This is a genomic window from Thiothrix caldifontis, assembly GCF_900107695.1.
In the GTDB taxonomy this organism is placed as follows: domain Bacteria; phylum Pseudomonadota; class Gammaproteobacteria; order Thiotrichales; family Thiotrichaceae; genus Thiothrix; species Thiothrix caldifontis.
In genome coordinates this window covers 16,474-35,680 of the sequence record NZ_FNQP01000032.1, presented here as the reverse complement: position 1 = coordinate 35,680, position 19,207 = coordinate 16,474, and the positions used below count along the sequence as shown (strand labels likewise).

The following is a 19,207-nucleotide window of genomic DNA, read 5'->3' as shown; positions in this document are numbered from 1 at the left end:
TCGCGGTTTCCAGAAGTGCCAACGTATGGCGAATTTTGTGTGAAATCTACGTCAAATTACTGATTATCCTCATCCAACACTGGATCATGCTCACCGGATTGTGGGAAATACCCCAGCGCAGCCTCACCAAAGGTGTTCAAGCCATTCAGGAACAGGCTTCCCATCTTGCCGCCTGCATCGCTGAGCGACGCAGCTTGATAAAATGCCTCAAGCAACTGGCAAAACTCTTCGCTTCTTCAACCGCTTGCCGACAAAACAAACGGAGGAAAAAACCTAATAATTGGATGAGATTACAGCAAGTTAGGGAATGGAGGGCTTAAAGTTGATGCGTATAGGGGTGATGACGGCGATGGTTACCAGCATTCGGGCGGTTTACAAAAATCCGGTGGTGATGATGCGTTGGGCGGCAACCATTGCTGTAGTGATTCTGGTGGGCATGGCTACGTTTTTCATTGGCTTGGCGGTAACATTGCCGTTGATCGGTCACGCCAGTTGGCACGCTTACCGTGAGACGGTGGGTCAATAATAGTAAGCAAAGGAAACGCATGGCAGTTACGTCGTTTATGTTACCTGACCCGCAGGGTCACGCCCGTGCTTTGGCGGCTAATTGGCTGAAATTGGGGATTTTTGCGTTGCTGGCAGCGGGGATTTTTTCCCTGCTGTTGGTGATGTCACGCACGCCTGCGGTGCAGGAGGTGATTCCTTGGTTGGATTTTTTTCACACGGCGTTGGTGGTGCATGTGGTGCTGTCGGTGTTGGTGTGGTTTTTGGCGTTTGCGGGGGGGTTGTGGACGGCGAATAGTGCGATTGCGTCGCCTTGGTGGGATAAGACGATTCTGGCGGTGACGGCGTTGGGGGCGGGGTTGATGGTGGTGTCGCCGTTTACGGGGGATGGGCATCCGCTGTTGAATAACTATGTGCCCGTGTTGCAACAGCCGGTATTTTTGTGGGGGCTGGGGCTGTTTGGTGTGGGGTTTACGGGTTTGATTATCCGCACCTTGATAGTGGCGGGATGGGAAACGCCGCCACAAGCGGGCATTTATTTCAGTGTAGTGAGCGCGGCAGTGGCAGTGCTGGCGTTATTGATGACGGGGGTGAATTTGCCTGAGCAGTACAGCGGTGAGGCATTTTATGAGCTGCTGTTTTGGGGGGGCGGGCATACCTTGCAATTTACCCATACGTTTTTGCTGATGGTGGCGTGGCTGTGGTTGGCGCAAGCGACGGGGATTCGGGTAGGTTTAGCGGCGCGTTCGGTCAAGTGGTTGTTGGGGGTAATGTTGTTACCGGTGTTGGTGGTTCCGTGGATTTATGTGCAGTATGACGTGGCATCAGCAGAACATCGGGCGGCGTTTACCGCTTTGATGAAATACGGTGGGCTGACTTCGTTGCCGCTGGGGTTGGTGGTGGTGTGGTCATTGTTGCGGGCAAGCTGTGTAACTGCGCCTGAATTACGTCCGCTGCGGAATGCGTTGTGGGCATCGTTGGTGTTATTTGCAGCGGGTGGGGTTATCGGTTTTTTGATTCACGGGGTGAATGTGGTGATTCCGGCGCATTACCATGGCTCGATTGTCGGGGTGACGTTGGCGTTTATGGGACTGACGTATTATTTGCTGCCGCGTTTGGGGTTTCAGTCTGTTGCCTCGCAGTGGGCGGTATGGCAACCCTATATTTATGGCGGTGGGCAGTTAATGCACATCTTAGGGTTGGCTTGGTCGGGCGGTTATGGCGTGCAGCGCAAGACGGCAGGAGCGGCGCAAGGCTTGGAAAACCTGCCCCAAATCCTCGGTATGGGGATGATGGGGCTGGGTGGTTTGATTGCGATTATTGGCGGGGGGATTTTCGTGGTGGTGGTGTTGCGGGCGATGTATGCCAGATCTTACAGCCAGCCTGCCACATAATGATCCACCAGCAGTGCAATAAACAGCGCACTCAGGTAGAAAATCGAGTAACCGAAGGTTTTCATCGCGTGTTGGTCACCTTCACTACGGTACAACACCATAGCGTGATACAGAAATCCCGCCCCTAATACGCTGGCAGCAATCAAGTAAATCACGCCACTCATGTGCGTCAGAAACGGCATCAGCGTCACCGCAATCAACATCAGTGTATACAGCACAATATTGAGTTTGGTGAATGCCACCCCGTGGGTAACCGGTAACATTGGCACACCTGCTTTGCGATAATCCTCCAGACGCTTAATCGCCAGCGGCCAGAAATGCGGTGGTGTCCAAATGAAAATAATCAGAAACAGCAACAGCGCGTCGGTATGCAATTCGCCCGTCACGGCTGTCCAACCTAACACTGGAGGCGCAGCCCCCGCAGCACCGCCCAGCACGATATTGTGTGGGGTAGAGCGTTTCAAATACATGGTGTAAACCACCGCGTAACCCACCATCGACACCAGCGTCAGCCATGCGGTCAAGGCGTTAACCATGACCCCAAGGATGAACATCGACAACACCCCCAAGCCGCCTGCAAATACCAGCGCTTGCGCGGTGGTCAGTTGCTGCTGTGGCAAGGGGCGATTTTCGGTACGTGTCATCAGAGCATCAATACGCTGGTCGACAATGTGGTTAATCGCCGCCCCACAAGCAGCCCCCAAGCCAACACCCAGCAATCCCCAAAACAGGGTGGACAGTGGCACGGCATTGGGGGTGGCAAGCAGCATTCCTACCAACGCGGTGAATACAATTAGACTCACCACTTTGAGTTTGCATAAGCACAGGTATGCTCTCCAGTTGATTGCGGTATCGAGGGCGGCGACATTGATCATGGGCAATACTCCGTAGGGTTGGGCTTATTCTTCAGCAATCAAATCACGGTAAGCGTGCCAGCTTGCATGACCGGCAATCGGTAAGGTAATCGCCAAGCCCACGAAGAAGAAAATAAAGCCTAAGAACATCAAGGTTGCCAGAATGAATGCCCAGCTCAGCATCACACCGGGGTTTGCCATGACGGCTTTTACGCTGGTAATGATTGCAGTAATGACATCAACACGCTTGTCGGTGATCAATGGCACAGAAATCACGCTGATTGAAAAGGCTACCGCTGCAACAGCCGCCCCGCTTAACGCCCAGACAAACAAGAATGGCACAAACTGCTCGTGTCCGATTAAGGTATCCAGCCAGTTGTCGGCAATGGTCACATTGTTAAAAAACATGGCAACCGTCACGGATGAGATCACTGCCCAGATTCCCATCAATACGCCCAACACCATCGCAAAACTGGCTAAGCTAACCCCGTTAAAGCGTAAACCGTCGATACCTTGGCTGAAATGTGGTTTGTTACCCTGTTCCAGCGTGCGGCTCATACAATAAAAGCCGACGGCGACAATCGGCCCTAAAATCAGAAAGCCGGTGGCAAGTGAGGTGACGAAAATGGGGTTTGCCCAAGATAACCATGCCAGAATCAGCCCCAGCACGACATAGACCATGCCGTAAGTAATGCTCGCATCGAGGGATGCTTTGAAATCCTTAATACCGGCGTTTAACCAGCGCATAGAGGCTTCGGAATCGACTTTCCGCACGGTTAGGTGCGGGGCTTCAGTGATCACGGTGTGGTCGGTACTGCTAATCGTGGCCATAACACTTTCTCCTCTTCACTTTATTAAAATTCAGCCGTGTGGCTTTGGCTCACCCCACCTGTGATACTTTAAGCAGGCGGCGTAAATCTTTGATAATCAACTCGCCGTTGAAATCCGGTGGATACGACATCATCACATTCCCCAGCGGGTCGATGATGTAAAGACCGTCTTGCGCCACTGGGTTAGGGTTTTGCAACACTGTCTGCAAGTGTTGGATAGCATCGGCTGCGCCTACCGCGATACGCATTCCCGCGTGTTCGGCTAAGTACGGTTGCAAGGCGGCTAACTGGCTGGTTTCAGTCAATACCAACAAACGCTCGACACGGCGGCGTTCATTACCCATTGCTTGCCGCACTTGGCGCAGGAAATACAGGTTTTTCTGACAACGTTCGTTGCACGCTGAATCTGCCACTGTCACCAATACCCAACTGCCGCGCAAATCCACTGTATTGAACGTAGCACCGTTCAGGCTTTCTAGCGGTAATTCACCCACTGCCCGCACGGGCGATACCAATGTGCCGTAATTGGTGGTGAGGGGAAGGGGCAATACATCCCTATTTTGGTAGTACAACCAACCACCTAGGTAAGGAAAGGCACACACCGCCACCAAAATCCACAGGGTACGATTGCTGCGTTTGGGGGAAGAAACGGCGGTATCAGTAGCTGACGTCATAGGGTTTCCTTGGAAGTAACGCTAGGGTATTTACGGAGGTTCAGCGACACATAAGCACTCAATACAATCAGCCCAAATGCGCCCCATTGGATGCTATAGCCGATGTGCATCCCCGCAGTATTGCTGTAAGCAGGCCAATCCCGGCGCAAACCGTCTGCGCTTTCCGAGGTTTGCAGTAACACATACGGTGCAAGCGAATGCCCCAGTTTGTGTGCGAAATGCGCCATATCCAAATACAACCAGCGTTGATTGCCTTCAGTGTCGGCTGCCATATCCCCAAACAGAAACACGGGTTTGGAGCGGGGTGATTCCAGCGTCCCCGTTAGGGTTACGCCACCTGTTGGGGTTGGAATACTGGGCAATATTTGACGATTAGCGCCTACGGCAATCCAGCCCCGGTTTACCAGTAGATGCTGCCCGTTTGCCATGCGTAATGGGGTAATCACATGGTAGCCCGCTTTGCCCTGATGTACGCTATTGTCCAGCAAGACCGTATTAGCGGCTTCCCAATAACCACTGACAGTGGCGGGGCGAAAGCGTTGTGCAGGCCAGTCCACACTCGTCTCATTCAGATTGAGCGGCGCTTGGGTGGTTTGTTGCATGACCGCTTGCGCCATTTGGGTTTTGTAGGCGGCGCGTTGGTATTGCCACACGGATAAAGCTGTAAAAATGCCCACCAATAGCAACGTCAATAGCGTGGTAAAAACGCTAGGTTGAAAGCGGTAACGTGCTGTTATACTGGTATTTTCACCCTGCTGTAACAATCCGAGGTTCCTCATGTGGTTTAAAGTACTGATTATCATCAATCTGGCTCTGATCCTGATCAGCCTCGTGTCCGGTGTATTCTTTCTGGCGAAAGATAACGGCAAATCCAATCGGGTTCTGAACTCCCTGACCACGCGGGTCGCGCTCTCGGTATTCCTCATCTGTTTATTGATGGTCGGTTATTTCACCGGGCAAATCGTGCCTCACGGTGTCGTGCCGTGAAGAACCCCGCTATTACAACCAATACACGAAAATAAACAGCGCAATCCACACCACGTCGACGAAGTGCCAATACCACGCAACCGCTTCAAACGCGAAGTGATTGTGTTCGGTGAAATGGTGGCGGGCGCTGCGTACCGCAATCACGATCAGCATAATCGTCCCGATGGTGACATGCAGCCCGTGAAAGCCGGTTAGCATGTAAAACGTTGAGCCATACACCCCAGAGTTCAGAGTCAAATCCATCGCATGATGCGCGTGCCAGTATTCATAGCCTTGCACGAAAAAGAAGATTGTCCCCAGCGTAATGGTCATGATCAAACCGCGAACCAGTTGCGTATTGTTGCCTTTTTTCAAGCCCCAATGCGCCCACGTCAATGTGACACCGCTGGACAGCAAAATAATGGTATTCAGCAGTGGCAAACCCCACGGCCCCATCGCTTCTTTGGCGGGTACGTATTTGGTGGTATCCGCATCCGGCAAGTTGAGCAACGGCCAGTTGTATTGAAAACCTTCCCACAGGATATTGGAGGTGGCTAATTGCCCATCACCGCCCAGCCAAGGCAGGGTAATATTGCGCAAGTAAAACAAGCAGCCAAAAAACGTCACAAAGAACGCCGCTTCGGAGGTAATGAACCAGAACATGCCTTGGCGGAAAGAGCGGTCAACCTGCCCGTTGTATTTGCCACTCAAGTTTTCATCAATCACCGCGCCAAACCAGCCGTGCATCAAATGCGCCAGTACCGCAAAGCCGGTCACCATGATCAGGCTGCCTGCCAAGCTCATCTTATTGATGCTTAACACCAGCCCAAAAAACAGCATGAACATGCCAAACACCGCAATAATCGGCCAGCGGCTGGGTTCGGGGATGTAATACGCTGCGTTATCCGTGTGGGTATCCGCCTGTGTGCTCATGCTGGCTCCTTCAATGGCTGGTATTCATTGCCGCGTGTTGCGCGGGTGTCAGGGTGTAATCACGCTCAGTATTCATAAAGGTATAAGACAAGGTGACGGTGGCGTATTGCTTATCCACGGCTGGGTCAATGGTGAAATACACCGGCATTTCCTTGGCCTCACCGGGTTGCAACACCTGTTGGGTGAAACAAAAACACTCGATCTTGCTGAAATGTTGCGTGACCTGCCAAGGGGTAATGCCCGGCACGGCTTGCCCCGTAATCGGCTGATCCGACAGGTTTTTGGCGTAATAGCTCACCGCTACCTTTTCCCCCGGATGCACTTGGATTTGTTTCACCAACGGGCGAAATTCCCACGGCAACCCGGTGTTTACCGTGGCATCCAATTGCACCGTGATCACGCGGCTGGTATCCACCGGCTTAGGGATGGCAGCGGTATCTGCCACGCGCCCTGCGGGTGTGCCAGCTACCCCATTGATTCCCCCGACTTCGCACGCCAAGCGGTAAAGGGGAACCATCGCAAACCCAAAACCGAACATCCCCAACACCACCAAAAACAAGCGGCGTGTCACCGTCTTGTTTTTGGCAGCAGTCAGTTCTGCGCGGTTCAGGGGTGCGTCGTTCATGGCACAACCCCACCGCTCAATACTTTGGGCAGGTAGATGAAGGAGTACAGCAGTGCTAATCCCGCGATAATGCCGAGAATAATCGCTACCCGCAGATTCGCTTTACGCAATTTGTCGTCGTCTGGTGCTTTCATTATTTAATCACCGGCGCTTCGGTAAAACTGTGGAACGGTGGCGGTGAAGGCAGTGTCCATTCCAATCCCGGTGTACCGATTTGTGAACCTTCCCACGGTTTCGCTGGTGCTTTTGCCCCGCCGCGAATCGTCTGAATAATGATGAACAAAAATAGCAGGTGGGACAGTCCAAACAGGAACCCGCCAATGCTCGAAATCATGTTGAATTCGGTGTATTGGATGCTGTAATCCACGATGCGCCGAGGCATTCCCGCCAACCCAGAGAAATGTTGCGGGAAGAAGGTCAGGTTGAACGAAATCGTCGTCCACCAGAAGAAAATCTGCCCAAGACGCTCGTTATACATATGCCCCGTCCATTTCGGCAGCCAGTAAAACACGCCTGCATACAAGCCAAATACCGCTCCCGGAATCAAAGCATAGTGAAAATGCGCCACCACGAACATGGTGTCATGGTATTGCATATCGGCAGGCACTACCGCCAACATCACCCCCGTTACCCCCGCAAACGAGAACATGAGGATGATGGCAATTCCAAACAACATCGGCGTTTCAAACGTCATCGAGCCGCGCCACATGGTGAAAATGAAATTCATCAACATCAGCCCGACCGGAATCGAAATCAGGATCGTGCCAATCATGAAGTAATTCGTCGCCACCAAGGACATGCCGATGGTGTACTGGTGATGCGCCCACACCACCATGCCCAGCGCCGCTAACACGCCCATGCCATACACCAGCGCTTTGTAGCCAAACAACGGCTTACGCGCAAACGTCGGAATGACCAAACCCAACACCCCGATAGACGGCAGCAACAATACATACACTTCAGGATGCCCAAAGAACCAGAACAAATGCTGGAACAAAATCGGGTCGCCACCGCCCGCCGCATCAAAGAATGAGGTTCCAAAGTGCCGATCAAACAGCAACATGGTGACGGCACCTGCCAACACCGGCATAACCGCAATCAGCAATAGCGCGGTGAAAAACCATGCCCACACAAACAGCGGCATTTTCATCATGGTCATGCCAGGTGCTCGCATATTCAAAATCGTGGTCACGATATTGATGGAAGCAAGAATGGACGACACCCCCAAGGTGTGGATGGCAAAAATCGTGAAATCCATGCCAATTCCGTTTTGCACCGACAGCGGGGGAAGCAACGTCCAGCCGGTATTCACGGGTGTGCCGCCATCAGGAAAAATGTAAGGGGCGACGATGGAGAGCATCAGCAAAATAGCCGCCGCTGGTAACAGCCAAAAACTCAAGTTATTCAAGCGCGGTAAGGCCATATCAGGTGCGCCGATCATCATCGGAATCATCCAGTTGGCCATGCCTGCGGCGGCTGGCATGACCATCCCGAATACCATCACCAGCGCGTGGTCGGTCACCATATTGTTGTAAAAGTCAGGGCTGGCAAGCTGCACCCCCGGCATGAACAATTCAGCGCGGATGTACATCGCCATTGCACCGCCAAAAAACAGCATAAACAAGGCAAAAAACAAATACATCGTGCCAATGTCTTTGTGGTTGGTGCTGTATACCCAGCGTTGCCAGCCGCGCGGCGGGCCGTGGTGGTCATGATGATGGTCGTGTGTGGTGGCTACACTCATGAAAATTCCTCCTCAGCAATTAGCGTGCTGCTTTTATATCTTTAGGTTGTACCAATTCACCCGCTGTATTGCCCCAAGCATTACGCTCGTAAGTCACCACAGCGGCAATGTCCAGATCGTTTAATTGTGGCCCCCATGCCGCCATTGCCGTGCCCGCTTTGCCTTTCACCACAATCGCAATGTGATCAGCGAGGGCGGCGGTGTTGTTGGCAATTTTGCTGCCTGCTAAGGCGGGGAATACACCGGGTAAACCTTGTCCATTGGCTTGGTGGCAGGCTAAGCAGTTTTTGGTGTAGACCTCTTCACCTTTTGCCATCAATTCGGCTTTTGCCCACACCTTGTCAGCAGAAGCTTCCGCCGCCGCTTGGGCTTGCTGGGCTTTGCGGGCGACTTTCCATTGCTCGTATTCGGTCGGGGAAACCGCCCGTACTACCGCAGGCATGAAAGCGTGACCTGTGCCGCAGTTTTCGTAACATTGCCCGCGATACGTGCCTTCTTTGGTGATATGCGTCCAAGTTTCATTGATGTAACCGGGAATATTGATTTTCTTGGGGACAATTTCTGCAATACCCCAGTTGTGCAAAACATCGCTGGAGGTCAACAGGAAACGTACCCGCTTGCCGGTGGGCAATACCAGCGGGTCATCGACATCCCGCAGGTAGAGCGGGTCGGTGGGTTCGAGCTTTTTGAGGTTGCTGACGATTTTAATGTCATCGTCCATGTATTCATACGTCCACTTCCACTGCGAGCCTATGACTTTGACGGTGACATCGGCTTTATCGTGGGATTCGACCGAGTTGAGGGTCGACGAGGCGGAACTGGCAATGGTCAAGTCGATACTCAATACAATCACTGGTACGAGTACCCATGCCCAGCGCCCAAACCAACCGTTATGGAATTCCTGATCGGGAATCGCGCCTTTTGCATGGCGAAAGTTAATCAGTGCGTAAATAATCATGCCCGTCACCAACGCCATAATGATGGTGCCGACAATGGTGGTGAGCATGTGCAAGTCGAAGATTTCTTGGGTGAGTGTCGAAGCGGGCGGGGTGAGGTTGTATTCGTAGGCGGCGTGCGCCATGCTGCTGAATAACCAAGCTCCCCCAGTAATGAACAGGGCGGATAAGCATTTATCTCTTCTAGGCAGCATGTTTCCTCCTAACATGAAGCGGGGTGGTCAGTGTGTTGTCTTGCGGCAACTCTCCAAGGCGTTTGTTATGGTGTTTGCGAGCGTTTTGCGGTCGGCATTGGTTAGGCACGCGCCGATTTCAATGCATTCCCCGTGCGAACGTAACAGCAATTTGCTGGGATACCAGTGATGCGGGTCGCGCTGGAGTGCAATATTCACCCAGTACGGCTGCAAGCGGTATTCGCGCAATATGTCTACCCCGCTGCGGGTCGTAATTAAGATGCTGTCAGGCGCTATCTGAATGGTCTCAGAGTAACGCGAGGCACGTTCAAACAGGTACAGGCTGACGCCTAGCACCGCTATTTCGAGCAGGGCGAATGGCAAGATTAACCATGCACCCAATAATAAGAACCGCACGGTGACGAGCAAGGTAAGTGCCGCAACCACGAGGAAGAACACAATCATGCCCTCGCGGGACAATGAGCGGTTCGGGCGCACTTCAAAGGTGCGGCATTCCGTGCTGAGGTTGCTGGTTGTCGTTACCAAAACCGTTCCACCCGTCTTGGCTAAGCCATGGAAATGTGTGATTTCACACAGGATGAAAATAATATATCCTAGTTTTTGATATTTATCATTGAAAATTGTAAAACATTCAATATGTTAGTAATTGGTAATAAGCTTAAATACACCGTGGTTTTAGGGGGGGCGCTGTTAATAGGTTGCAGTGAACCAATAGTTACGCCCTTAACATTGCCGCTGTTGAGTGGGGAAAAAGCCCATATTCCTGATATGAACGGTAAGTTGACTTGGGTGAACGTGTGGTCGACCAGTTGCACTATTTGTGTGAAAGAGCTGCCTGCGTTGGAGGCTTTGCAGCGTGAATATGCCGAACGGGTGCAAGTGGTGGCAGTGGCATTGCCAACAGACCCGCCGAATACCGTGTTGGATGTGCAAACCACACTGCAATTGACGTTGCCGGTGGCCTTGGATTTGGATGGGCAAGCGGCGCGGCAATTTGCGCCCGATTTGGTCGTGCCCAGCCATCATTTGGTGGATGCCAAGGGCAACATTCTGTACCAAACCAAGGGAAAGCTAACGCTGGCTGAAATGCGTACTATGCTTGAGAAACCTATTTCTGCCTCATTCATTCAACGGTAGTCATTTATGCAAAAAACCTATTCGATCTTGCTGTCGTTGACGTTAGGGCTGGCGTTGTTGGTGATTGTGCTGGGGGCGTATACGCGCTTGTCGGATGCGGGCTTGGGTTGCCCTGATTGGCCGGGCTGTTACGGGCATGTGGGCGTGCCGGAGCAGGTGGATGCTAATCAGTTTGAGCGTCCGCTGGAACACGCAAAGGCATGGAAGGAGATGGTTCACCGCTACGCAGCAGGGATGTTGGGTGTGTTGATCTTGGTGCTGTTTGTATTGCGTGTAAGGTTTCGGCGTTATTTTGAGGCGAGTATCTGGATTCCGACGTTGTTGCTGGCGACGGTTATGTTTCAGGCAGCGTTGGGGATGTGGACGGTGACGCATTTGCTGAGTCCGCCCGTGGTGACGGCGCATTTGCTGGGTGGGTTTACCACCTTGGCATTGTTGTGGTGGCTGTGGCTGCAACGGCATGTGCCGCGTTTTTCAACGCTGTATGGCAGCATTGGTGCGGTGCGTAGCTGGGCGCTGGGGGCATTGCTACTGTTGATTGCGCAAATTATCTTGGGCGGCTGGACGAGTACGCATTATGCGGCGGTGGCGTGTGGGGTGGATTTCCCCTTGTGTCAGGGGCAATGGTGGCCTGCGAGTGATTTCCGCACGGCATTCAGCTTTGAATGGCAGGCAGGGGTGAATTATGAGTTTGGAACGCTGGAGAACCCGGCACGCACCGCGATTCATTTGACGCACCGTTTGGGCGCATTGCTGGTATTTCTGTATCTGGGGGGCTTGGCGTGGTGGTTAATACGGCGACGCTCGGTGTCATGTGGGATTGTGCCGTATGCATTACTGGTGTTGTTAATCGTGCAGGTGAGCCTTGGGATTAGCAATGTGGTGTTTGCGCTGCCGCTGGTGGTAGCGACTTTGCATACCTTGGGGGCGGCGCTGTTGTTACTGGCGGTAGTGGCGCTTTGGCAGCAGAAGAAGGGGAAGGTTTTAAATACTTGATTGGCAATCAATTCAGCAATTTGCCAGAGGAAATTCTAGGGGTAATCAATGACTGTATTGATAAGTGCAGCCGTGATTTTGACGTTAAGGCGGTGTATTTGGCAATGAATGCTTTTTCAGCCAATCCGCAGCTTTGGTGGTTTCAGCCGTTTGCTTATGATGAAAACGGGTTCGATATGGATGACCCCGACTGGTTGGGGCATTACCGTTGTGATGATTCGTTGCGGATATTAACGGGCTAAGAGGCTGTACAGGCGCATTTTAAAATCTACCATGCTGACAAGCTATACAAAGACCACAGTCTGGATGACCAATATGTGATTGCCCAATACCTTGTCATCAGCAAGTTCGTTGAGTTGGTCGCAGAGGCTATGAAGACTGGTTCGCTCACCAAAGAGGTTTTGGTTACGGTTGGTGCGCACGGTTACGATCTTTGGGCTGACTTTTTTCCCAATGGACAAGATTAGTTGACGTTAGGCATTTAACCCCTTTTTTCTTCCAGAACGTATAGCAATGTATAGCGATGCCGTGGCGGGGCTGAGTGTCTTTTCCCGTTAGCCGATGTCATCATCTAGCACACGGTTTGAATTAACTGTTATGCTTTCTCAGGTACTCTATCATGAATATAAGTTTTATTTGTCCAACTTGTGGTCACGCTGCTGCAAACGAATTTCGCCAGCTAGAGGATTTTGTTATTTCGGCTTACGATGACGTGATTGAGTGGAGCGAACAGGAGAATACGATTCCACCGCTGAATGAAAAAAAGTTCTGGTCAATATCAAAACGATCTCCAAAGGTTGGCGAAAACAGAGCAGTGCATGTCTCTTATGTATTCTGCGAAGATTTGAATTCTGAATTTTGGACACTATACAAACCTGTTCTATCTAGTTTAGATGGTTGGGATGAGCATCCTGAAGAAATTAATCTATCAGCTTTTGTTAAATGCAAGGTAGTTAAAGTCCTCACACAGGAAGAGAACCATGCTTGGATCGTGGTTGAAGTAATCGATTGCATTAAATTAAATCAGGCAACTGAACGAATCCCTGTTACTCAAGAAACATATTCTATAGTTCATAACACATTTGAGTTTGAGCACTTTGAACATCAAAAGATTGATAATTGGCACCATTTTTCAGGAGGTGCACAAGGTGATTTAGGTAATTGGATGTTAATCAAGGAGTACGATCATGACTTGAGGTTAATCGCATATGGAGAGTGGGGTATTCATTACCAAAGTGCATACTTAGGGAACATTTCACTTAACCCATGAAGACGAACAAACGCATCAAACCCTCTATGGTACTGGCATTGTTCACTGGCGATTCAGGAAAAGGCACGGGGAGAAAACCACCCGGATGTCGCCATAAGCCTGAACAACCTTGCGAATCTGTATCATGAGCAAGGCCAGTACGCACTGGCAGAACCACTGTTAAAACGTTCGCTGGCGATTCGGGAAAAGGAACTGGGGGAAAACCACCCGGATGTCGCCAAAAGCTTGAACAACTTGGCGGGATTATATCAAGACCAAGGTCAGTACGCGCAGGCGGAGCCGCTGTACCAATGTGCGTTGGCAATTTGGGAAAAGGCACTGGGGGCATATCATCCTAATGTCGTATTGAGCCTTGAAAACTTGGTGGGACTCTACCAACAGACTAATGTCGTATTGAGCCTTGAAAACTTGGTAGGACTCTACCAACAGACTGACTGCGCAGCCTTGGCCGGGCCGTTGGAAAAACGTGCTGCGGCTATCCGCGCTATCAAACGCTGAAATGTAGAGTCTGTCAAACAAACTGTGTAAGCAAATGTTGAATCACTGTGGGAGTAGATTGCTATGGAGTGGTGGCCATTCGTGCTGATTTTTGTTTATTTGTTCATGATAGCAGCGATAGAGGACGCCAGAGGCTGCTTGCCAGCGCTACTGACCGTCAGTGGGGTGATATGGCTACTAATAAGCATATCGAATTACCTGTCTCATTATATATCAGCGGTTCACGTATTTGGTTTCATCGTTTTATGGTTTCCGGCCTTAATGGCCTATTCCTATTGGAATTATCACCGTTGTCCAGCCTGCCGCACCCGCAATGTTTTCCATCCCACAGGAACACTTAGTGAGGATGGTTTACAAGAGGAATGCCGTTGTGACAGGTGTTCGCATACAGGCTGGCAAGCAGTAAGCCAATCAAGTGGCGATGGCGGCGGCGGTGATGGTGGCTTCGGAGGTGGTGACGGTGGTTGCGGTGGCGCTGGCGGCTGCGGTGGTGGTGGTGGCGGTTGAGTACGGCTGCTTCCAGAATATATAACCGTGTATAGCGATGCCACTCGCTGGCAATTCATGGTGAGATTACCTTGCGGATAGGGAGTGAAGGACTACTATTCAGGTGAGTGCATTTAACCCCTTTTTTCTTCCAGAACGTATAACCGTGTATAGCGCTGCCGTCACGGGGCTGAGTGTCTTTTCCCGTTGGCATATGGCATCTGGCACATGGTTTGAATTAACTGTCAGGTATAGCAAATGAATACGAACAAACGCATCAATCCCTCTATAGCACTGGCATTGCTGTTGTTGCTGGGAACATCCCCGGTTTTTGCAGCAGCCGATACCCATGCAGAATGGGAGCAGCTTAATAAGCAAAGCGTAGAACTGCTTGATGGAGGACATTACGCTGATGGCATTGTCGTAGCGAAAAAGGCACTGGCCCTAATCGAAAAGAATGCAGGGGAAAGTGATCCTGATGTTGCCACGAGCTTGAACAACCTTGCGGGATTCTATTATGCGCAAGGCCAGTACGCACAAGCCGAACCGCTGTACAAGCGTTCGCTGGCGATTCGGGAAAAGGCACTGGGAGCGGATCATCCTGCTGTTGCTATAGGCTTGGGTAACCTTGCGAAGTTATATCAAACCCAAGGTCAGTATGCGCAAGCGGAACCACTGTTCAAGCGTTCACTGGCAATTTTGGAAAAGGCACTGGGGGCAGACCACCCGGATGTCGCCACAGGCTTGAACAACCTTGCGGAGTTATACCGAACCCAAGGTCAGTACGCGCAAGCAGAACCGCTGTATAAACGTTCGCTGGCAATTAGTGAAAAAACACTGGGGGCAGGCCACCTGGATGTCGCCAAGAGTTTGGGTAACCTTGCGGAGTTATACCGAACCCAAGGTCAGTACGCGCAGGCAGAACCGCTGTATAAACGCTCCTTGGCGATTTTGGAAAAGGCGCTGGGGGCAAGCCATCCCGATGTTGCGACAAGCTTGAACAACCTTGTGGGATTATATAAAGACCAAGGTCAGTATACGCAGGCAGAACCACTGTATAAGCGTTCGCTAACGATTGGGGAAAAGGTATTGGGAGCAGGTCATCCCTATGTTGCCACGAGCCTGAACAACCTTGCACTACTGTATTATGACCAAGGTCAGTACGCGCAGGCAGAACCGCTGTATAAACGCTCCTTGGCGATTTTGGAAAAGGGATTAGGGGAAAATCACTCTGATGTTGCCACAAGCCTTGAAAACCTGGCTGAACTTTACAATAAGACCGACCGGGCAGCCTTGGCCGCACCACTGGAAAAACGCGCCGCTGCCATCCGCTCCATCAAACGCTAATGGTCATTCAATTTAACTGCATCCCGCTTAACACGGCGTAAGCGCGAGACTTTTATCAAAAGGAGAGTGTCAATGAAACAAGTTATGCTGATCATGGGATTGGGGCTGGTGTTGGTGTCTTGTGCATCCATACAACCAGAGGAATGTAAAACCGCCGATTGGGAACAATTGGGTTATGCCGACGCCATGGCTGGACGTGACAGCCTGTTAGCGTCTTACGGTCAAGATTGTGGCAAAGTGGGCATCACCCCCAACAAGGGGCTGTATCTGCGGGGTTATGACCGGGGGGAGAAAGCTTTCTGTACCTACGACAATGGCAAGGCAGTTGGAAGACGAGGCCCTTTCCTCGGCAAGCTATGTGACAAGCCAAGTTTGGCGGAACCTTTCAACAAAGGTTACAGGGAAGGGTTGATCTTTTATGATCAGCAACAGCGCATCCGACGCCAAAGTGATGAGATTTACAAGAATCTCAAAGAACAGGAGCGTAAAAACCAGGAAAGTGGCAAGCAAGCTGCTTCAGATGCAGAGAAAGCTCGCCTTGCTGCCGAGGCACGGTTAAAACTTGGTATCAAAGCAGGGGATATGAACAGCCGTATTACCGAGGCGCTTAAAACACAGACGCAAAACTGAGGCGTTCCAGCCCGCTAATTGTCGAAATGCGTTGAATGGATTTTCAACAGGTACATTTAGCCCTTGACAACGCACTAATTTAGTGATTGACAAGTAGAAACGCTTTCCCTATAGTCTTTCGCTTTCTCGCAAAGGCAGCCTGTCTGGGCTGCCTTTCGCATTTATGGCTATTGTGGCGGATTTTTTGGAGGTTTTGCCGTGACCAATGCAGTAATGCCGACGTATGCACGTTTGCCCGTCACTTTCGCGAAAGGCGAAGGTGCTTTCCTGTGGGATACCGCAGGCAAACAATACTTGGATGCCCTCAGCGGCATTTCCGTGTGTAACGTAGGTCATGCGCGACGCGAAGTGGCGGATGCGATTTGTGCGCAAGCCCATGAATTGCTGCATACCTCGAATCTCTACCAAATTGAACACCAGCAAGCGTTGGCAGAAAAGCTGTGTGCGTTGTCGGGTTTCGATAACGTTTTCTTCGGAAATTCCGGTGCGGAAGCAAACGAAGCGGCGATTAAAATTGCGCGTTTGTACGGTCACAATAAAGGTGTGGCAGTCCCCACCATTATTGTGATGAGCAATGCGTTTCACGGGCGCACCATGGCAACCGTTACCGCGACTGGCAACCCGAAGGCACAAGCAGGCTTTGCCCCGTTAGTGGAAGGGTTCGTGCGCGTCGAATACGGCGATGCGGATGCGGTTGCGGCAATGGCAAGCAACTCCAATATCGTGGCGGTCTTGGTCGAACCAGTGCAAGGCGAAGGCGGGATTCGTATTCCTGCCGCTGATTACCTGCCACGCTTACGTGCTATCTGTGATCAGCACGATTGGTTGCTGATGGTGGATGAAATCCAAGCAGGTATGGCGCGTACTGGCACGTGGTTTGCTTTTCAACACAGTAAGATTCAACCCGATGTCATGACGCTGGCAAAAGCACTTGGCAACGGTGTGCCGATTGGTGCGTGTTTAGCCGCTGGCAAGGCGGTCAATGTGTTTGGCCCCGGCAATCATGGCTCAACGTTTGGTGGTAATCCGCTGGCGTGCCGTGCGGCGCGTGCCGTGATTGAGGTAATGGAACACGATAATCTGACCGCACGGGCGGCAGAATTAGGTGAATATTTTCTGTCACAATTCCGTGAAAAACTCACGGGTGTGACAGGGGTGCGCGATATTCGTGGCAAAGGCTTGATGATTGGGGTGGAACTGGAGCGTGATTGCGGTGAATTGGTGAAACAGGCTCTGGAGAGAGGCATGTTGATCAATGTTACCGCTGGCAATGTTATCCGCTTGTTACCGCCATTAATCATTACCGATGCGCAAGCGGATCAAATAATAACTATGGTCAGTGAATTGGTGCAGGCATTTTTGCATCCCGCTGCTGGAGAGAGACCTTCATGAATACTAAACCTGTCAGACACTTTCTGACTTTATCCGATTTTACTCCGGTGGAATTGCACGCACTCATTGGGCGGGCGATTCAACTCAAAGCCATGTGGAAACGTGGCGAGACGTATGAGCCGCTGCATTTGCGCACCTTGGCAATGATTTTTGAAAAATCTTCCACCCGTACTCGCGTCTCGTTTGAGGCGGGGATGACGCAATTGGGCGGACATTCCATGTTTCTGTCACCGAACGATACCCAATTGGGGCGCGGTGAACCGATTGAAGATTCCGCCCGTGTCATTTCGCGCATGGTGGATGTGGTGATGATTCGCACCTTTGAGCAAGAAAAAGTGGAGTTGTTCGCGGCGCATTCCCGTGTGCCGGTGATCAATGCATTGACGGATAAATACCACCCCTGTCAATTGCTGGCGGACATGATGACGTGGATGGAACAGCGCGGTTTGCCCAATGGCAAAACCGTGGCGTGGATTGGCGATGGCAATAATATGTGCCATTCGTGGATGGAGGCTGCCAAGCTGTTTGGTTTCCATCTGAATGTAGCGTGCCCTGAAGGTTATGACCCGGATGCGGATGTGGTCGCAGCAACAGCAGGTTCAGTGACGTTTTTCCGTGAACCCAATGAGGCGGTTAAAGGTGCAGAAGTGGTGGTGACGGATACTTGGGCAAGCATGGGGCAGGAGGCGGAAAAGAAAATCCGTGAAGCTGCGTTTGCTGGCTATCAAGTCACCACCGAGATGATGCAACTAGCAACACCGGATGCGATTTTCATGCACTGCCTACCGGCCTATCGTGGGCTGGAAGTGGCGGCAGATGTCATGGATGGCGCACAAAGCGTGGTTTGGGATGAGGCGGAAAACCGCTTGCACGCGCAAAAAGCATTGCTGGAAGTGCTGGTGTGTGGGTTTCCGGCAGGTACTTCCGACGCGGCATGAAAATAATCTCCGCTAATACCAACGGTATCCGTTCTGCTGCAAAAAAAGGCTTCTTCGCTTGGATGAAGCAGCAGCAGGCGGATGTGGTGTGCATCCAAGAAACCAAGGCACAAATTCACCAGTTGGAAGCAGACCGCGCCGTGTTTTTTCCTGAAGGCTATCATTGCTATTACCATGATGCCGAAAAAAAGGGCTATAGCGGGGTGGCAATCTATGCCCGTACTGAGCCGGATGCGGTGATTAGCGGCATGGGTAATGCCGAGTTTGATGCGGAAGGGCGTTATATTGAAGCGCGTTTCGGCAATCTGAGCGTGATTTCCTTGTATTTGCCGTCAGGTTCGTCGGGGGAGGAGCGTCAGCAAGCCAAATACCGTTGCATGGATTATTTTTTGCCGTTGCTGGTGCAAATGCAGGCGGATGGGCGCGACTTGGTGATTTGTGGTGACTGGAACATTGCGCATCAGAATATCGACATTAAAAACTGGAAGGGCAATGTGAAAAATTCCGGTTTCTTGCCGGAAGAACGCGCTTGGTTAGACAAGCTGTTCAATGAATTGGGTTTTGTGGACGGTTTCCGGGAGGTGAATCAGGAAGCCGAACAGTATACCTGGTGGTCGAACCGTGGGCAGGCGTGGGCAAAAAACGTCGGCTGGCGGATTGATTACCAGATTCTTACTCCCTCCCTCAAAGGCAAGGTCGCAGCGGCATCCATCTACAAGGATGAGCGTTTTTCTGACCATGCGCCGTTGATTCTGGATTACGACTACGGCCTGTATGCTGGTTAATATCGGGTTATCCCTAGCTTTTAGTGCCTGATTTCTTGATTTTAGTTGCGAGCC

The 19,207-nt window shown here is 51.4% G+C and carries 25 protein-coding genes; 13 read left to right on the top strand and 12 right to left on the bottom strand.

Annotated elements, in window-relative coordinates:
- Positions 1-56: 56 nt before the first annotated feature.
- Entirely contained in the window at positions 57-215 is a 159-nt protein-coding gene (locus BLV87_RS19540) for a hypothetical protein (protein WP_175517813.1), read from the bottom strand.
- 92 nt (positions 216-307) lie between these two features.
- On the opposite strand from BLV87_RS19540, the gene BLV87_RS17055 reads away from it, so the two are divergent.
- Complete coding sequence (locus BLV87_RS17055) at positions 308-526, top strand: DUF2189 domain-containing protein (RefSeq protein WP_093070635.1); 219 nt, start codon at positions 308-310, stop codon at positions 524-526.
- A 19-nt stretch (positions 527-545) separates the two neighbouring features.
- Positions 546-1,898, top strand: coding sequence for a cbb3-type cytochrome c oxidase subunit I (locus BLV87_RS17050; RefSeq protein WP_093070634.1), 1,353 nt, complete (start codon positions 546-548; stop codon positions 1,896-1,898).
- On the opposite strand, the gene cyoE is transcribed toward BLV87_RS17050, so the two are convergent.
- The 4 genes from cyoE to BLV87_RS17030 are packed head-to-tail and all read right to left on the bottom strand — an operon-like array spanning position 1,877 to position 5,020.
- Positions 1,877-2,773: a heme o synthase gene (gene cyoE, locus BLV87_RS17045; RefSeq protein WP_093070632.1), complete on the bottom strand. Its 897-nt coding sequence runs from the start codon at positions 2,771-2,773 to the stop codon at positions 1,877-1,879. The two genes, BLV87_RS17050 and cyoE, sit on opposite strands and share 22 nt — an antisense overlap.
- 24 nt (positions 2,774-2,797) lie before the next feature.
- Complete coding sequence (locus BLV87_RS17040) at positions 2,798-3,583, bottom strand: DUF2189 domain-containing protein (protein ID WP_093070631.1); 786 nt, start codon at positions 3,581-3,583, stop codon at positions 2,798-2,800.
- A gap of 49 nt (positions 3,584-3,632) precedes the next feature.
- Positions 3,633-4,256 carry an SCO family protein gene (locus BLV87_RS17035; RefSeq protein WP_093070629.1) on the bottom strand — a complete coding sequence of 208 codons (624 nt, stop codon included), beginning with the start codon at positions 4,254-4,256 and terminating at the stop codon, positions 3,633-3,635.
- On the bottom strand, positions 4,253-5,020 hold the full coding sequence (locus BLV87_RS17030) for an SURF1 family protein (protein ID WP_175518030.1): 768 nt from the start codon (positions 5,018-5,020) through the stop codon (positions 4,253-4,255). The genes BLV87_RS17035 and BLV87_RS17030 overlap by 4 nt, the downstream gene beginning before the upstream one ends.
- A gap of 13 nt (positions 5,021-5,033) precedes the next feature.
- On the opposite strand from BLV87_RS17030, the gene BLV87_RS17025 reads away from it, so the two are divergent.
- Entirely contained in the window at positions 5,034-5,243 is a 210-nt protein-coding gene (locus tag BLV87_RS17025; protein ID WP_093070626.1) for a twin transmembrane helix small protein, read from the top strand.
- A 12-nt stretch (positions 5,244-5,255) separates the two neighbouring features.
- On the opposite strand, the gene BLV87_RS17020 is transcribed toward BLV87_RS17025, so the two are convergent.
- From BLV87_RS17020 to BLV87_RS17000, 6 genes are read right to left on the bottom strand one after another with little or no spacing between them, the layout of a single operon-like run.
- Positions 5,256-6,155 (bottom strand): cytochrome c oxidase subunit 3, encoded by a 900-nt coding sequence (locus tag BLV87_RS17020; protein WP_093070625.1) that lies wholly within the window; start codon positions 6,153-6,155, stop codon positions 5,256-5,258.
- A 10-nt stretch (positions 6,156-6,165) separates the two neighbouring features.
- Complete coding sequence (locus tag BLV87_RS17015) at positions 6,166-6,780, bottom strand: cytochrome c oxidase assembly protein (protein ID WP_093070623.1); 615 nt, start codon at positions 6,778-6,780, stop codon at positions 6,166-6,168.
- The gene (locus BLV87_RS19535) at positions 6,777-6,914 is read right to left on the bottom strand and encodes a hypothetical protein (RefSeq protein ID WP_175518028.1); all 138 of its coding nucleotides are present in this window, start codon (positions 6,912-6,914) and stop codon (positions 6,777-6,779) included. The genes BLV87_RS17015 and BLV87_RS19535 overlap by 4 nt, the downstream gene beginning before the upstream one ends.
- Positions 6,914-8,524, bottom strand: coding sequence for a cytochrome c oxidase subunit I (locus BLV87_RS17010; protein ID WP_093070622.1), 1,611 nt, complete (start codon positions 8,522-8,524; stop codon positions 6,914-6,916). Before BLV87_RS17010 ends, BLV87_RS19535 begins: the two co-directional genes overlap by 1 nt.
- Positions 8,525-8,543: 19 nt before the next feature.
- Positions 8,544-9,674, bottom strand: coding sequence for a cytochrome c oxidase subunit II (gene coxB / locus BLV87_RS17005; protein ID WP_093070620.1), 1,131 nt, complete (start codon positions 9,672-9,674; stop codon positions 8,544-8,546).
- 27 nt (positions 9,675-9,701) lie between these two features.
- On the bottom strand, positions 9,702-10,199 hold the full coding sequence (locus BLV87_RS17000; protein WP_093070619.1) for a DUF2244 domain-containing protein: 498 nt from the start codon (positions 10,197-10,199) through the stop codon (positions 9,702-9,704).
- A gap of 111 nt (positions 10,200-10,310) precedes the next feature.
- On the opposite strand from BLV87_RS17000, the gene BLV87_RS16995 reads away from it, so the two are divergent.
- The 5 genes from BLV87_RS16995 (at position 10,311) to BLV87_RS19890 (ending at position 13,575) form a co-directional block, all read left to right on the top strand.
- Positions 10,311-10,811 carry a TlpA disulfide reductase family protein gene (locus BLV87_RS16995; RefSeq protein WP_139282218.1) on the top strand — a complete coding sequence of 167 codons (501 nt, stop codon included), beginning with the start codon at positions 10,311-10,313 and terminating at the stop codon, positions 10,809-10,811.
- 6 nt (positions 10,812-10,817) lie between these two features.
- The gene (locus tag BLV87_RS16990; protein WP_093070615.1) at positions 10,818-11,807 is read left to right on the top strand and encodes a COX15/CtaA family protein; all 990 of its coding nucleotides are present in this window, start codon (positions 10,818-10,820) and stop codon (positions 11,805-11,807) included.
- The gene (locus BLV87_RS16985) at positions 11,804-12,049 is read left to right on the top strand and encodes a hypothetical protein (protein ID WP_093070613.1); all 246 of its coding nucleotides are present in this window, start codon (positions 11,804-11,806) and stop codon (positions 12,047-12,049) included. The genes BLV87_RS16990 and BLV87_RS16985 overlap by 4 nt, the downstream gene beginning before the upstream one ends.
- Before the next feature lie 377 nt (positions 12,050-12,426).
- Positions 12,427-13,077, top strand: a complete 651-nt coding sequence (locus BLV87_RS16980; RefSeq protein WP_093070611.1) for a hypothetical protein — start codon at positions 12,427-12,429, stop codon at positions 13,075-13,077.
- A gap of 45 nt (positions 13,078-13,122) precedes the next feature.
- A complete protein-coding gene (locus tag BLV87_RS19890; RefSeq protein WP_093070609.1) occupies positions 13,123-13,575 on the top strand; it encodes a tetratricopeptide repeat protein in 453 nt (150 codons plus the stop codon).
- Positions 13,576-13,986: 411 nt separating this feature from the next.
- On the opposite strand, the gene BLV87_RS19530 is transcribed toward BLV87_RS19890, so the two are convergent.
- Positions 13,987-14,136, bottom strand: coding sequence for a hypothetical protein (locus tag BLV87_RS19530; RefSeq protein WP_175518024.1), 150 nt, complete (start codon positions 14,134-14,136; stop codon positions 13,987-13,989).
- Between the two features lie 183 nt (positions 14,137-14,319).
- Here BLV87_RS19530 and BLV87_RS16965 point away from each other — a divergent pair, with 183 nt between their 5' ends.
- From BLV87_RS16965 to BLV87_RS16945, 5 genes are all read left to right on the top strand, one after another.
- The gene (locus BLV87_RS16965) at positions 14,320-15,408 is read left to right on the top strand and encodes a tetratricopeptide repeat protein (protein ID WP_093070606.1); all 1,089 of its coding nucleotides are present in this window, start codon (positions 14,320-14,322) and stop codon (positions 15,406-15,408) included.
- 72 nt (positions 15,409-15,480) lie between these two features.
- Positions 15,481-16,038: a DUF2799 domain-containing protein gene (locus BLV87_RS16960; RefSeq protein ID WP_093070604.1), complete on the top strand. Its 558-nt coding sequence runs from the start codon at positions 15,481-15,483 to the stop codon at positions 16,036-16,038.
- 198 nt (positions 16,039-16,236) lie between these two features.
- Positions 16,237-17,430, top strand: coding sequence for an aspartate aminotransferase family protein (locus BLV87_RS16955; protein WP_093070603.1), 1,194 nt, complete (start codon positions 16,237-16,239; stop codon positions 17,428-17,430).
- A complete protein-coding gene (argF, locus tag BLV87_RS16950; RefSeq protein WP_093070601.1) occupies positions 17,427-18,368 on the top strand; it encodes an ornithine carbamoyltransferase in 942 nt (313 codons plus the stop codon). Before BLV87_RS16955 ends, argF begins: the two co-directional genes overlap by 4 nt.
- The gene (locus BLV87_RS16945; protein WP_093070599.1) at positions 18,365-19,153 is read left to right on the top strand and encodes an exodeoxyribonuclease III; all 789 of its coding nucleotides are present in this window, start codon (positions 18,365-18,367) and stop codon (positions 19,151-19,153) included. The genes argF and BLV87_RS16945 overlap by 4 nt, the downstream gene beginning before the upstream one ends.
- Positions 19,154-19,207: the final 54 nt, after the last annotated feature.